15 protein-coding genes are annotated in these 12055 nt (G+C 53.2%); 3 read left to right on the top strand and 12 right to left on the bottom strand.

All coding sequences use genetic code 11. The features are described 5' to 3' along the window. Positions 1 to 177: 177 nt before the first annotated feature. The 3 genes from DJFAAGMI_RS21060 (at position 178) to DJFAAGMI_RS21050 (ending at position 4836) form a co-directional block, all read left to right on the top strand. Positions 178 to 522, top strand: a complete 345-nt coding sequence (locus tag DJFAAGMI_RS21060) for an energy transducer TonB (protein WP_211458882.1) — start codon at positions 178 to 180, stop codon at positions 520 to 522. Positions 523 to 1927: 1405 nt separating this feature from the next. Beyond that, positions 1928 to 3070: an SIR2 family protein gene (locus DJFAAGMI_RS21055; protein ID WP_211458881.1), complete on the top strand. Its 1143-nt coding sequence runs from the start codon at positions 1928 to 1930 to the stop codon at positions 3068 to 3070. After that, positions 3067 to 4836, top strand: a complete 1770-nt coding sequence (locus tag DJFAAGMI_RS21050) for an ATP-binding protein (protein WP_211458880.1) — start codon at positions 3067 to 3069, stop codon at positions 4834 to 4836. Before DJFAAGMI_RS21055 ends, DJFAAGMI_RS21050 begins: the two co-directional genes overlap by 4 nt. A gap of 123 nt (positions 4837 to 4959) precedes the next feature. Here DJFAAGMI_RS21050 and DJFAAGMI_RS21045 read toward each other — a convergent pair whose 3' ends face one another. The 12 genes from DJFAAGMI_RS21045 to DJFAAGMI_RS20995 all read right to left on the bottom strand — a co-directional run bounded on the left by DJFAAGMI_RS21045 (position 4960) and on the right by DJFAAGMI_RS20995 (position 11971). Further along, complete coding sequence (locus tag DJFAAGMI_RS21045; protein WP_211458879.1) at positions 4960 to 5589, bottom strand: hypothetical protein; 630 nt, start codon at positions 5587 to 5589, stop codon at positions 4960 to 4962. A 165-nt stretch (positions 5590 to 5754) separates the two neighbouring features. Next, positions 5755 to 6171, bottom strand: a complete 417-nt coding sequence (locus DJFAAGMI_RS21040; RefSeq protein ID WP_249334645.1) for a Mor transcription activator family protein — start codon at positions 6169 to 6171, stop codon at positions 5755 to 5757. Next, complete coding sequence (locus tag DJFAAGMI_RS21035; protein ID WP_211458878.1) at positions 6168 to 6626, bottom strand: regulatory protein GemA; 459 nt, start codon at positions 6624 to 6626, stop codon at positions 6168 to 6170. Before DJFAAGMI_RS21035 ends, DJFAAGMI_RS21040 begins: the two co-directional genes overlap by 4 nt. Positions 6627 to 6636: 10 nt before the next feature. Next, positions 6637 to 6864 carry a hypothetical protein gene (locus DJFAAGMI_RS21030; protein ID WP_211458876.1) on the bottom strand — a complete coding sequence of 76 codons (228 nt, stop codon included), beginning with the start codon at positions 6862 to 6864 and terminating at the stop codon, positions 6637 to 6639. Continuing rightward, the gene (locus DJFAAGMI_RS21025) at positions 6861 to 7490 is read right to left on the bottom strand and encodes a DUF3164 family protein (RefSeq protein ID WP_211458874.1); all 630 of its coding nucleotides are present in this window, start codon (positions 7488 to 7490) and stop codon (positions 6861 to 6863) included. Before DJFAAGMI_RS21025 ends, DJFAAGMI_RS21030 begins: the two co-directional genes overlap by 4 nt. Positions 7491 to 7521: 31 nt before the next feature. Further along, positions 7522 to 7710, bottom strand: a complete 189-nt coding sequence (locus DJFAAGMI_RS21020) for a hypothetical protein (protein WP_211458873.1) — start codon at positions 7708 to 7710, stop codon at positions 7522 to 7524. After that, positions 7703 to 7948: a hypothetical protein gene (locus DJFAAGMI_RS21015; RefSeq protein WP_211458871.1), complete on the bottom strand. Its 246-nt coding sequence runs from the start codon at positions 7946 to 7948 to the stop codon at positions 7703 to 7705. The genes DJFAAGMI_RS21020 and DJFAAGMI_RS21015 overlap by 8 nt, the downstream gene beginning before the upstream one ends. Continuing rightward, positions 7932 to 8393, bottom strand: a complete 462-nt coding sequence (locus DJFAAGMI_RS21010) for a hypothetical protein (protein WP_211458869.1) — start codon at positions 8391 to 8393, stop codon at positions 7932 to 7934. The genes DJFAAGMI_RS21015 and DJFAAGMI_RS21010 overlap by 17 nt, the downstream gene beginning before the upstream one ends. After that, the gene (locus DJFAAGMI_RS21005; RefSeq protein ID WP_211458867.1) at positions 8390 to 8983 is read right to left on the bottom strand and encodes a hypothetical protein; all 594 of its coding nucleotides are present in this window, start codon (positions 8981 to 8983) and stop codon (positions 8390 to 8392) included. The genes DJFAAGMI_RS21010 and DJFAAGMI_RS21005 overlap by 4 nt, the downstream gene beginning before the upstream one ends. Next, entirely contained in the window at positions 8980 to 9129 is a 150-nt protein-coding gene (locus tag DJFAAGMI_RS25080) for a hypothetical protein (protein ID WP_249334643.1), read from the bottom strand. The genes DJFAAGMI_RS21005 and DJFAAGMI_RS25080 overlap by 4 nt, the downstream gene beginning before the upstream one ends. A gap of 12 nt (positions 9130 to 9141) precedes the next feature. Beyond that, complete coding sequence (locus DJFAAGMI_RS21000) at positions 9142 to 9678, bottom strand: AAA family ATPase (protein WP_249334642.1); 537 nt, start codon at positions 9676 to 9678, stop codon at positions 9142 to 9144. A 103-nt stretch (positions 9679 to 9781) separates the two neighbouring features. Beyond that, positions 9782 to 11971: a Mu transposase C-terminal domain-containing protein gene (locus DJFAAGMI_RS20995; protein WP_211458864.1), complete on the bottom strand. Its 2190-nt coding sequence runs from the start codon at positions 11969 to 11971 to the stop codon at positions 9782 to 9784. Between the last annotated feature and the right edge of the window lie 84 nt (positions 11972 to 12055).

Raw genomic sequence — 12055 nt, 5'->3', positions numbered from 1 at the left:
AAACTCAGGCGCAACACAAAAAAACGATTCTCGTGGGTTGCGCTGATCTGCGCTCAGGCATCTCGCAGGGCTCATATTCCATCGCAAGCGATGGAATGCCTGGCTGAGTTCAGATGGCCGCAATCTTTGAAACTTGAGGAGTCAGGGTCTACCGTGACTCGTATATATGATCGCAATATGAATTCAACCTACCGTCTGCTGATTGCTGTCGCCGCAGTTGGCGGCTTTGTCGCCTGCTCGGCCCACGGTTCGGATGCAAGTATTTCACCGACATCTCAAATTCCAACGCCGAATTCCGATCTGCAGCCCCGATCCAATAACAAGGTAAAAGTCGTCGTCCGCGTGTTTGTCGAGGCAGATGGTCAGCAAACACAGGCACAAGTGAGCGAGTCCAGCGGAAATCCCAAAATTGACAAGGCCGCGCTGGAGACGGTTGCTGGTTGGAAATTTGTACCTGGAAAGCGCGATGGCATTGCCCATCCTATGTGGCACGTCGTTCCACTTATTTTCCAGCTGAATTAATCAGAGCGCGACTGGTCATCCATCGACACGCATGCCGAACTTCCGGGCTCGGGTCAGTCTGGGGCAGCGGGACAAGATCGCTGAATGGCTGTGGGGAAGTGATCGTTCTGGCGCCGAGGGCTGGCGGTTGCAATGGCGGGCGCTCGAGTGAATTCCTGTTCTTGGCGGCAAAGCACCAACTTGTTGCAAGCCAGGCCTCAAGAAACGAATAGAGCGCCTTAATGCAGAGAGCCAGGTCATGGTCTCGGTGCCAACGTCGTAGAAAAACTGTGAAGTCCCAGGGCCAGGGCATTCACCAACAGCACATGGCCTGGGTGATGGCTCCGGTGATCAGTGAGAAAACAACACCTTCTGGGCCTGAACGCTTGCCAATTTGTCAGCCTTGGTGCCAAGGCCTGTGCTACTTTGTGCCAAAGGCCGCGCAACGCAACTGTGGGGGAGTGACCGTTTTGGCACAGAGGCTTGCACAGGGAAATTCTGGGTTTGCTAATGCTGGCGCGGGCTTTCGCCCAATTCTGGCCTTAAGAGTCGTTTCGTAGCGATTGGCTCGAAACGGGTTGGCCTAAGTACAAAAAGGGCCTCAATGACCTGTTTTTGGGCCGACATGGTTCGCGCTAGAGACTGGTGCGCATCCACGGATTGGCGGCGGCGTGTCAACTAGGATTGCTGACGTGGGCGTTTGCAAGTTGGGCGTAATGATTCGGCAGACATGTTAGAGGCATGGAAAATCAAGTACTTAGCTGAATTCTTATTTTCCACTTCTTAACGCCCAACTTGCTTGAATCTGGGCGCACAAGATTGAAGATTGGCTAGGGGTCCTATAAAGCTTGGGTGAGCCAAGCTCCCTGGCCGATGTAGGCAGATCAATTGCTTGCCGTTTGGACTTCGTAACGAACAAAAATCTCTTCAAATAGTAGATTGATTCGCGTTCTGCCTGCCCCACGGAAAAGCTATCGAGTAGCTCTGAGCTAGGATACGATTGGTTTCAGAAATAGGAGAGAACATGTTCAATGTCCTTAAGCAGGAGCCGCAGCCGAATGTGTATCAGATGTGGTTTGCTACTCAGCCCGATTCGCTCTGGATCACTAGAACGACTTGGGCAAATTTGTGTGCCAAGGTGACATCGGTGGGAGAGGTCTCGGGTCCTGCTCCTTACTTTGGCAACCCAAAGGTCAAAGCTGACATCTACAACGCAGCTGGACAGTGCACTCAGCGTGGAGCCGAAATCAGTGCTCCCGGTACCTACAAAACTTGGCGTCAGATCTCGCAGCCGCATTGGGCGAGTGCGTGATTGGCAAGGTTGGATAGCGCCCCTGAGCCATAGGCATTTTGTGTATCCGCACTTGGCGCTCACGATTTGAAGTTATATGCACTGACTCTCAAAGAGCCATGAAAAAGGATGGGAATGTTTGAATCGATTCAGCCACTGGATATATATAATAAAAATATCAACATACTCATTGGATCTGGTGCTTCAGCAGACTTGTTTCCAACTCTCGGTCTTGCGATAAAAGGGACTAATGGTGACTGGGAGACGATCGAGACTTTGGCTACAAGGTTTGAAAGCTTGCACGATAAAAGAACTGCATTGTTCATGCATTACTATAATAAGTGCATTTTCCCGGTTCAAACCTTTAAAATCAGTTCCGTGACATCTGAAAAGGGTAAAGTAAATCTCGAAAATTACGAGATTTTTTTAAAAACCCTTCTTGGACTGCTGGAGAGAAGAAAAGATCTTAATCGTAAGATCAATATATTTACAACTAACTACGATGGGTGCTTAGCGCATAGCGCGGACAAAATTCTAACGGAGGGATCGTATGATTTTGTCGTCAATGATGGTACTTCTGGTTTTCACACCAAAAACCTCCATGCCAAGAATTTCAACACCTTTCAGTGTCAAACCGGTATATTTGAGCGCAGCAACTATGGTGTTCCACAGCTAAACATAATTCATCTGCACGGTTCTGTATATTGGTCAAAAAATGGTGATGGAATTAAGGTTGATTATTCAAGCGACTTCAAGCATCTAATTCATAAGAGGACACTGGAGAAGATTAGACAGTTCTCTGATTATATTGTGACGGAAGGTGGTCGAACGGCAAAAATCCCGTATGTAAATTTCACGTCTTCGCAAAGACAGAGTTTCTGGGATGAATATAATAAGTTGCCTATCGTCAATCCGACGAAATGGAAGTTTCATGAAACTGTATTCGAAGAGCATTATTATCAGATGTTAAGGCTTTTGAGTTATGAACTTGAAAAGCCAAATTCCATTCTAATAACATTCGGCTTTTCATTTGCTGACGAACATATCAGAAAGCTTATTCAGCGCTCTCTTTCTAACCCGCAGCTTCAAACATTCATTTGCTGCTATAGTCAATCAAGTGCATTAAGCCTTAAAGAAGAGTTCAAGCTCTGGAAAAATGTCACAGTCATAGGTCCGCCAGATGGGTTGAGGTTGGACTTCACCAATTTTAATAAGTATATTCTATCTCTCAAGCCTGAAAAGTACGAACCGGAAGATAATGCAGAGGATCCTCTATGAGTATAATCGTTGGAGAGGTTATTTCTGTCTCAGGTGTTCGAATTTCTCTGAGAATTTTCGAAGACTCTAGTCAGGAGTCTATTTTTTATGATGGGGTGAAGTATCGCGGAGTTTCGCTTAGGGAGCATATTTCTATTCAGCGTGGTTTTATAGATATCGTCTGCCTTGTAGAGGGTGAATATCTTGATGAGCGTAAATTAGATACCGAAGCAGAGAAAACACAGTACATCCGAAAAGTTGACGTTCGACCAATCGGCTACATCGTAGATGATAAGTTCTTTGAAGGCGTTAAATATATGCCGATGATCAGGGATAAAGCATCTCTGCTGAGTGAACTGTCGGTGGGTAAGATCTACGGTACTGAGGGTAAGAGTGAATTCTCTATCGGCGCAATGCTGAAGGAAAACGTGCCTATCAACCTGCCTTGGGCACGGATTTTTAACAGCCACCTTGGAATATTTGGAAACACTGGTAGTGGAAAGTCCAACACACTGGCAAAGCTTTACACAACTCTTTTTAACGAAAAACTTCCAGCTCTTAAGAATAAAAGTCAGTTTGTAATAATTGACTTCAACGGTGAATACACTGAAGATCAAATCCTCCCATCGAAGGACAAAAAAATAACTGTGCTGGATTCCAAAAAAGGAGCACATAAATTTAAAATTGAGGCTGCGCACTTCTGGGATGCAGAAACACTAAGTCTTCTTTTTCAGGCCACTACCAACACACAACAGCCTTTTTTGAGGAGAGTTTTGAGCGGGAGAGAGAAATTTAAAGATGTTCCTCTTAAACGCTACATCGAGAAAACTTTCGAGAAAGCTTTTAGTGCTGGAGAGCAAAAGCCGGATGCGCTTGAATTGAGTCGCGAAATAGCAAGAATTATTAAATGTGAAGAATTAGAGAAGTACCTAAAAGAAATAACCTTCAATGCTAAGAACAAGTCTTTTAGAGATTCGAATAACACATACTACAACTCAAATGGTGACGGATTTAGTGCAGTTTTAAAGCCTATTCTCGATAAGAATGTAGATGTTAGTGAACTAGATCAATTCACTGAGCTCATCTTGAGGTGTTACCTACAGCTCTGCTCTGATGTGGTGCTTGGACATGCTCAGTACGAACACATTCAGCCTGTACTTTCTAGAGCGAAATCATCAATTACGGCACTTCGCAACGTAATTGAGGTCGTAAAGGTGCCACCGCCACCTCATCTTCTGCATGTCATTTCTCTCAAGAAGTGTAAGAACGAGATAAAAAAAATCTTACCCTTACTTGTCGCAAAAAATTTTTATACAAACCACAAGGAATCTGATAACTTGAAGAGTCCTCCCACTAAGACTCTTCATCTCATCATTGACGAGGCTCATAACATTCTGTCCGAACAGTCAGCACGTGAGCATGAAATTTGGAAGGATTACCGTCTTGAGCTGTTTGAGGAGATAATTAAAGAGGGGCGCAAGTATGGTGTCTACCTTACTCTTTCTAGCCAGCGCCCTGCAGACATTTCTCCCACGATCGTTTCTCAGATTCATAATTTCTTTATCCACCGGCTTGTAAATGAGCGAGACCTTATGCTACTGGATAACACTATTAGCACACTGGACTCTTCTTCGAAGGCACTAATACCTACTCTTGCCAAAGGCTGTTGCGTGGTTACAGGCACCGCTTTTGATTTGCCCATGATCTTGAAGATAGATCCCTTACTGAAAGAGCATCGTCCTAGTAGTGATGACGTAAATCTAGAAGAGCTTTGGGAATTGTCGTGACCATGCAGTTGTAGAAAAGGCTGCAAAGAAATGATTTTTCACTCGTTCCCTGCAGCCGTAAATTCAGTGTCTAGATATTCTTGGAATTTTTCTTTAAAAATTGTATTTTTGCTGAATTTTTGATTATGCTGAGTCCCACAACTCTAATGCCTTTGCTTTTTCAAGCTCCACCGTTTTTGCCGCGATTTCGTTCTTTATTTTATTGCTCTCAGAACGTTTGCTGGAGTATTCGAGTAGAGAAGGAAATCGTCGACTTTCGAAGCTCGGATTAATGCTGTACTTATAGCCGTTGGTACCATCACTTTCCCACTCAGCGATTTTTCCTGGCCTTTGATTGAGAAAGCCGTGCTTGGCAAGTACGGAGCCGAGTGGGTTAATTGCGCGGCGATAGGATGAAGCAGTGTAGGGCTCAGTGACATCTTTGCTGGAATAAGTTGTAGCGTGTGGATCAGAATTTTCTCTATGAGGCCATTGATCTGGATTTCCAATTGCTTTTCGGCATATATCAGGCAATTGCGCGATAAGACTAGCGAAGTCATCCTTCAATTTGCGGAGAGAATCGATACCTTCGGTATTTACTTTTTCTGCATTGTGTTCGATGCATCGGCGAACATTGCCATTCATCCATCTTGTTACGTCAGGAACCATTTCGGAAGCGAATCGCTCGAAAAGTTCATCAAGTTCGACATGGATTGGTGCGAGCTTGGATTCAAGATTACTTATCTCGGATTGAATTTTCTGGCTAGCTTTCATATTTTCCTTTGGCCGTAATGCCTTCATACGAAGGAGGATGAACAGTCCAATTGCAAAGAAAGTTAATGCGAATTGTTAGAGGGAATTATGCAATAGGCTAATCTTCTTTGGAGGAAAAAAGCCCAACCAATCATGGTCGGGCTTTTTTTGTGGAGAAGGACGGGTTTAAAAGAGTGTCCGCTGCCTCCGGTCGAGCGGGGCTGTCACACCCATGCTGGCCACGATGCGAACCACTTGGCCCTCAGTGAGACCATATTCGGTGGCGATCTCCCGAGCAGTCTTGTTGGTCGCGTACTCTGCTGCAATCCGCGTATTGCGCACGGCCTGGAGCGCTCTTTCCGCTTTCGGCAACTGAAAATGAGGCAGGCCTCCGTACTCCTCTGCCAGCTTTAAAAGCGCGTCGATGCCAATGACTGCGGCATAGGGATGATCTTCAGTGACGCGCTCTGGCGTTGGAAAGTACACCCGTAGTCCACCCCATTTTTGAACCAGCGCCATGGTGGCTTGCAGCCCCACCAGGCGCTCAAACTCTTGCAGCAGCGGCGGCAGCAGGTCGATGGGAACTGTAAAAGTCTGGGTCATTTCACCTGTGCCTGACGCTTGGCCCGGTCCAGCATGGACTTCAGCGCCTCAATGACCGTGCTAGCCTGGGCGGTTGGCAGAAATTTCACATCCGACACCTCAGTGCCGATGGTTCGGCCCACGAAGGCGAGCAGGGCGGTGGGACTGCCGTCGCGCAGGCCACCAGCTTCATCGAGCTTCTTCCAGAGCCACTTGATCTTCTCAGGCTGACCGAATGGCTTGAAGCTGCTGGACTTGGGCTGGAAGCCCAGCTTGGCCATGTGAGCCAGCACCTTGGCACGACCCGCTGCGTCCAGATCCGCGGAGCTGGCCACCCCCGTGATTTCGACCAGGTGGAAGCGGTAGTCATCCTCCGTCCAGCCCAGGGCCGTGCGCCCCTGATGGATGTGGCCCAGCTCACGGCGGCGCTGATCTTTTGCAGCAAAAGGTGAGGTATGAGCAACAAAGCGGGTCATGTCTCCTCCTTTAAACGTCCATAGGGCCGATGGCTTTCTTGATGCAGCAGCTCAAGACATGGCCATTTCCAAGATTGATGTCCAGGGTGCTACCGTTCTGGCAGTTCAGACCGATGACCGTGCGCAGGGTGAAGTCCACGATCTTGGTCGTCTGCACCAAGGGCAGTGATTGGGCACCCTCGCTGGTGCACACGGAGTGAGCGACATCGGCGGTAGAGGCAAAGCGTGTAGTTGTCATACGGCAGCCAGATCCAGGTTGATGGCGTCATAAGCGCCGGTGGTTTCATTGCGCTTATAGAAGCGGATATAGGGCTTGGTGCTGGCGACCTGGATGCTGTCTGAGATGGCTTTCATGGCCGTCTGCCAGTCTTCGTCCTTGATGTCCAGGCGGCGCAGGCCCAGCACGCGGCCTGTGTTGATCAGGCCTTGCTTGTCGACCTGAAAGGCATCGGAGACCAGAACTTTGATGTTGTCGTTGGCTCCTTCGGCCCAGCGTGTCACGCACTGGTCGATCAAGGACTTGGCCGCTTGGAGCTGCTCGCCAAAGGTGATCTGGTCCTGCATCTGGCGCACGACCTTCAACTTGCCGTCAAACGTCATGAGTGTGAAGTTGCCCTTGGTGCCGCGAACCTTGACCCCGTATTGCTCCACGCTGGTTTCCACAAAGGCAGTTACGTCGCCCATGGAGTCCAGCTTGAACTTGGCCAGATCCTTGCTCCTGGCTTCGGCCTGGGTGCAAAGGTCGCGCACCAGCTGGTCGCGCAGCTTGTCGATGTCGGAGACCTTGGTTTCGGGGACCAGGTCACCCTTGGCGTTTTCCCAATAGCCTGCGGGGATCTCGGGAAGAGAGATTTGCTGATTCATACGTTCTTTCTGGTGATGGTGATTGGCTGGTTCAAGGAAACACGGAGCGCATCTCGGCGTAGCCGGTGATGGCTGCGATCAGGAAGCCCAAGGCCATGAGGAGCACAAAGATGAAGAGCGTCAGGGCCAGCTTTTCGCGGCGGGACATAGGGGCTGTGCTGGCGTGCTCGATGGTCCAGGCGGGCAGAGGGCGCTGTTGGGGTTGAGTGGTCTTAGGCATGTTGGAGTTCTCCTTTGAGCAGTTGAGACAGGCGTTCGCGGTGCATATGGGTGAAGTCGGAGTAGTCGTCTGCGGCGCAGGCGATGGCATAGCGGCGGTCGATGCTGTAAGCACGCATCAGCCGCCTGGCGCGGCGTTTGATCCAGCCCAAGGGCGGACGGTGGTAGTCGGCTTCGCTCATGGGCAGCGCAAGGCCAATCACCAAGGGCAGGCAGCCGTCTTTAACGAGGTGATGCATGGCTGACCTCCTGGATATGGGTAATGGGGATGACCTTGCGGCCACCTCTGATCTGCAGTGCGCGAGGCACGGGTGGAGCGCTGGCCTCCCGGTGGCTGCATTGACGGCAGGCTTGCCAGTGCTGCATGTCGCGAGGGCTGGATGTGGGCGCGTCACGGTGGGCAAATGCGCGGCATTGCTCTGCAGTGATGACATGGTCGTCGCCACTGGCCTCTGCCGTCAGGTGCGGGCAGGTGTAGCGACCGAAGGTGTGAATCACCTTTTCTGCAATGCGGTCCGTCTTGGCCGTGCCATTTCCGTAGCAACCACTCGCATTGAGCACTTGGCTCAGCGCCGCTGCGCTGATGCCGAGCTGGCGTGCGATGCGTGCTCGCACCGACTCGGGCCGCTGCGCACGCTCCAGAAGGATTGCGAACCAAGGCTCATTCATGTAGCCGGGCTTCATGCAATCTCCTTCCTGGCCTTAGTCAGCGCAGGCGCTTGGGGACCGATGTCGCGCTTGAGTACATAGCGCAATGCGCCATTGACTCGCTTCTTGCTGACCTCGACCGCGTCAGGGTAGGCCTCGCTCCAAGCCCTGAGCAGGCGACCGATGACAGCCTGTAAATAGACCGTGTTGTCGCCAGCATTGGCCAAGACTGACACCGCGTCGACGCTGGTCAGAACATTGCGGATGCGCAGGAGATTCCACAGGCGCGCAGATATCTGATCGGCGACCGTGAGCTTGTTGGGGCGCATCATCGCGGGCTTGCATTTGCCTTCCGCCAGCGACGCGTACAGAGCCGCTTTACAGGTCTGGACGCCTGCAGGGGTCAGCTCCCAGGAAAACCGCTGAGTGGGGCAGGGGGCTGCCAGCCTGCGCTGCTCCAGCAGCTTGCAGGCCCTGCGAGCGTCCTTACCCTCTGTCAGTTCGGGCACGATCTTCTGCAGCTCGGCCACTGTGAAGGGCTGCACTGCATGGGCGGTATAGCGACCCAGCGCAATCAAGGTGGCAGGCATGAACCAGCCGTAAGGCTTCACCGAGGCGGTTGTCATGGCTTGACCCCTTTGCGGCCCAGCGGCTTACCGTTGAACTCAGGGCACAGGGGCAAGCCCTTGATGTGCTCCAGCGTGACCTTGGTCCAGCCATTGGCGTCCGCCCAGGCCTCAATGTTGGCAATGGCATTGAGCAGCAGCCGCATGCGACCCTCAGCCTAGGCCAACATCTCGGGCAGCACCTCGTCGGCAATCTCGATTTCGGCCTTGGCTGCGACCGTGGCCTTGACGTCTGCCAGTGAGATCGGCTGCAGCTCCACCACCTTGGCCACGCGGCTGGCGATGTGGCCGAAGCGCGCCACCTTCATGGGGAAGTGCTCCATGCCGACCAGAAAGCACATGGTGCCTGTCAAGTCGGTGATGTCACGGATCAGCTCGAGCAGACTGGCGGTGGTGCCCACCAGAAAGTCGGCCTCATCGATGATCATCGGCACCATCTCGACCGCCAGCTTGCCGATGATGCGCGACTGCACCTCGGTATTGCGCCCGGTCTTGGCTAGGCCCATGCGCTCGGCCAGCTCATCGAGCATGGCGCGTTTGGTCCAGGTGCTCTTGGCGCGCACGAACACCCAGCCACTGTCAGCGGCCCAGCGCTCCGTCAGCTCGGACTTGCCAATGCCATAACGGCCCTGGACCAGCACCAGACTTGCCTCGCGAGCACCACGTTTTTCCACCAGCTTTTGGGCTTCGGACAAGCGCTTAAAGTTTTCAGTTTTGACAAAGCCTCGTTTCACAGTACATTTCTCCTGCTCGTATTTCTCAAAAAATCTCTGGCACGCTCTGTGACGGTTGCCGCCGTCACAGAGCACTCTTCAAATCGGGCTCATTGCCCGCGTCGTTCCATCCCAATCCCCGCCCCTCGTAGTAGTCGCGCAGATCTGCATAGCTCTCCGATGCCGTGTAGTTGCGCAGCCATGTGCCGTCTGCTTCGGTCCATTGGTCCTGGTTGCGCATGAGCCACTCGTAGCGCTCGCTCGGTCCGTTGAAGAAAGGCCTGCTAGCGGCTGCTTGCGCGGCTGCTTCCGTGGAGGGAGAGTTGATGGCGGAGACAGGTGTCTCCACGAAGGAGGGCACCTTCACGAATGGGGTGCTTGGCTCCGGCAGGGAAAGGGGTGTGGTGTCCATGGCTGGACCCAGCTCGCGCAGGGCGGTGTCGATCTGCAGCTCGCGGCGCTTGACGGCCTGGGCCACGCGTTTTTCGCGGGCCATCTGAATGACGGGCTTGGGGAAGTAGTCGATGCGGTTGGCATCCCACTGGGCCTCGCAGACGAACTCACCGCCCAGCGTGTAAATCAACACATAGTTCGGGTTGTGAATGTCGTAGCGCACGCTGACTTCGCGGCCATCGATATCGCGGCGCATCAGGTCGGGTGCCTGGTAGAACTGATTGAAGAACTGCACCTGACCGCGCTTGGCGGTGCGGATCACGCTCGGCATGAACAAGGTGCGCAGCTCCAGCTCCGAAGGCTTCTCCTGCAGCGCTGGGTCAAAGCAGGCGTCAAACGCTTCCATTGGCGTGGGGTGCTTGCCATCCGTGCGCTTGGGCAGACCGCGATGGCGGTGCTGCGTGTTGTATTCGTGGACCATCACTTCGATGCCATCCACGAACTGCTTCCAGGTCGGAGCCTTGGGAGTGAGCGTGATGACCTCTCCGGTCTGCTCCGAACGCTTGATGGCGCGTTGCTCCTTGGCCAGGACTGCTGCGACCTTGCGGAAGGTCCCTGCATCCACATCGCCGCCCTGAAAGCTCCCGAACTTGCGCGCAGCGTTGATGGCATGGGTCTGCCAACTGCGCTCGATAATCCCGTGCCCCTGTGGTTTGCCGGGCAGGCCCAGGCGGTGATCGATGCCAAGGCGAGCACAGATGCCATCTATCGGGCAGTCCATGGCCTTGGCTGTTTCGCCTGCGCCGTTGTCACCATACAGAATGGCAGGAATGCCGTATTGGCCGACTGCGTGGCGCAAAGCATCACCCACCGCAATCACGTTCTCAGACAGATTGACTGACCAGCCCACGATCAGGCGCGTGGCGGCATCCAGCACCACGGTCAGCTCAGGCGCGAAGGGGGCACCATGGTCTGGGTGGCGAACCTTGGCTTTAAAGGTGTGACCGTCGATCACAAACACATCGGCAAAAGCCAACATGGAGGTATCGCGGCGTTTAAATGGCAGCTTGGTGTCGCGCTGTGCGCCGGTATGGCGAGCCTTGATCAGCGCCACGCTGGCGTCGGCAGACTGCCCCAGCTTGTCCAGAACGCGCCGGGCGCGGTGGTACAGCTTGCGCCATTCATCGAAATCGCGGCCCAGCATGCGGGTGACTTCTTTGGCAGCGCCGCTCAGTTTGCGAAAGCGGTGGTCCTTGCTGTGGAACAGGCCCAGCACTGCAGCGACATCGTCATCAACTTGTGGTGTCGATTCAGACTGGGGAGCTGCTGGCAGGAGTCCAAACCAGCCGTTGTTGCGATGCATGCCCACCCAGCGCTCCAGTGAACGGGCACTGACCTCTCCACCACGAGCGCGCTGGTTCGCTTGCCGTGCAATGCTCTGAGCTTCGGCTCCAGCTTCGCCTGTGACGATGCGTGCGGCCAGCAACTGGCACGCGCGACGCAGGCCATGCAGGGGCACCAGCTCAAGCACTAGCTTGACCAAGCGCACGCGGGCGTCGGCAACATCTTTCTCTGCTTGGCTCGGCACACGGACGCTAGTGCTGTGGACCGAGGTTGTGGGGGCAGGCGACACGAAGCTTCGCACTGCAGGTGTATCCACCACTGCGAGTGCCTTGGTGCCAGCAGCTTGAATTGCGTTGGTGGCGATAGCCAGGCGTGTCTCTTCAGGCAGAGCTGAGCAGTCAAACTCGACACCGCCACCAACTCGGCCAGTTCTGGGGCGGCTGGGAATGCTCAGGCGAATGAGTTTTTCTCGGGTGCGCTTGGCGCAGGAGGGCATGCCCGGCAGGCCCGCGATCTCTCGGGCAGTGAGCCAAGTCATGATCGGTGCTCCTGTTTGCGTGACACACGCAGTGATTGAGCTGTGGGCTGCGAAGTGAGACCTAGTACTGCACGAACTTCAGCA

The organism is Comamonas brasiliensis, assembly GCF_018292285.1.
GTDB lineage: Bacteria > Pseudomonadota > Gammaproteobacteria > Burkholderiales > Burkholderiaceae_C > Comamonas > Comamonas brasiliensis.
Note: the sequence above shows the minus strand (reverse complement) of the source record. Positions and strands in the feature narration are given on the sequence as shown.

Bases quoted from the DNA above. Each gene is read 5' to 3' on its own strand.
- DJFAAGMI_RS21060 (WP_211458882.1), top strand. From the start codon at position 178: ATGAATTCAACCTACCGTCTGCTGATTGCTGTCGCCGCAGTTGGCGGC.
- DJFAAGMI_RS21055 (WP_211458881.1), top strand. From the start codon at position 1,928: ATGTTTGAATCGATTCAGCCACTGGATATATATAATAAAAATATCAAC.
- DJFAAGMI_RS21050 (WP_211458880.1), top strand. From the start codon at position 3,067: ATGAGTATAATCGTTGGAGAGGTTATTTCTGTCTCAGGTGTTCGAATT.
- DJFAAGMI_RS21045 (WP_211458879.1), bottom strand. From the start codon at position 5,589: ATGAAAGCTAGCCAGAAAATTCAATCCGAGATAAGTAATCTTGAATCC.
- DJFAAGMI_RS21040 (WP_249334645.1), bottom strand. From the start codon at position 6,171: ATGACCCAGACTTTTACAGTTCCCATCGACCTGCTGCCGCCGCTGCTG.
- DJFAAGMI_RS21035 (WP_211458878.1), bottom strand. From the start codon at position 6,626: ATGACCCGCTTTGTTGCTCATACCTCACCTTTTGCTGCAAAAGATCAG.
- DJFAAGMI_RS21030 (WP_211458876.1), bottom strand. From the start codon at position 6,864: ATGACAACTACACGCTTTGCCTCTACCGCCGATGTCGCTCACTCCGTG.
- DJFAAGMI_RS21025 (WP_211458874.1), bottom strand. From the start codon at position 7,490: ATGAATCAGCAAATCTCTCTTCCCGAGATCCCCGCAGGCTATTGGGAA.
- DJFAAGMI_RS21020 (WP_211458873.1), bottom strand. From the start codon at position 7,710: ATGCCTAAGACCACTCAACCCCAACAGCGCCCTCTGCCCGCCTGGACC.
- DJFAAGMI_RS21015 (WP_211458871.1), bottom strand. From the start codon at position 7,948: ATGCATCACCTCGTTAAAGACGGCTGCCTGCCCTTGGTGATTGGCCTT.
- DJFAAGMI_RS21010 (WP_211458869.1), bottom strand. From the start codon at position 8,393: ATGAAGCCCGGCTACATGAATGAGCCTTGGTTCGCAATCCTTCTGGAG.
- DJFAAGMI_RS21005 (WP_211458867.1), bottom strand. From the start codon at position 8,983: ATGACAACCGCCTCGGTGAAGCCTTACGGCTGGTTCATGCCTGCCACC.
- DJFAAGMI_RS25080 (WP_249334643.1), bottom strand. From the start codon at position 9,129: ATGCGGCTGCTGCTCAATGCCATTGCCAACATTGAGGCCTGGGCGGAC.
- DJFAAGMI_RS20995 (WP_211458864.1), bottom strand. From the start codon at position 11,971: ATGACTTGGCTCACTGCCCGAGAGATCGCGGGCCTGCCGGGCATGCCC.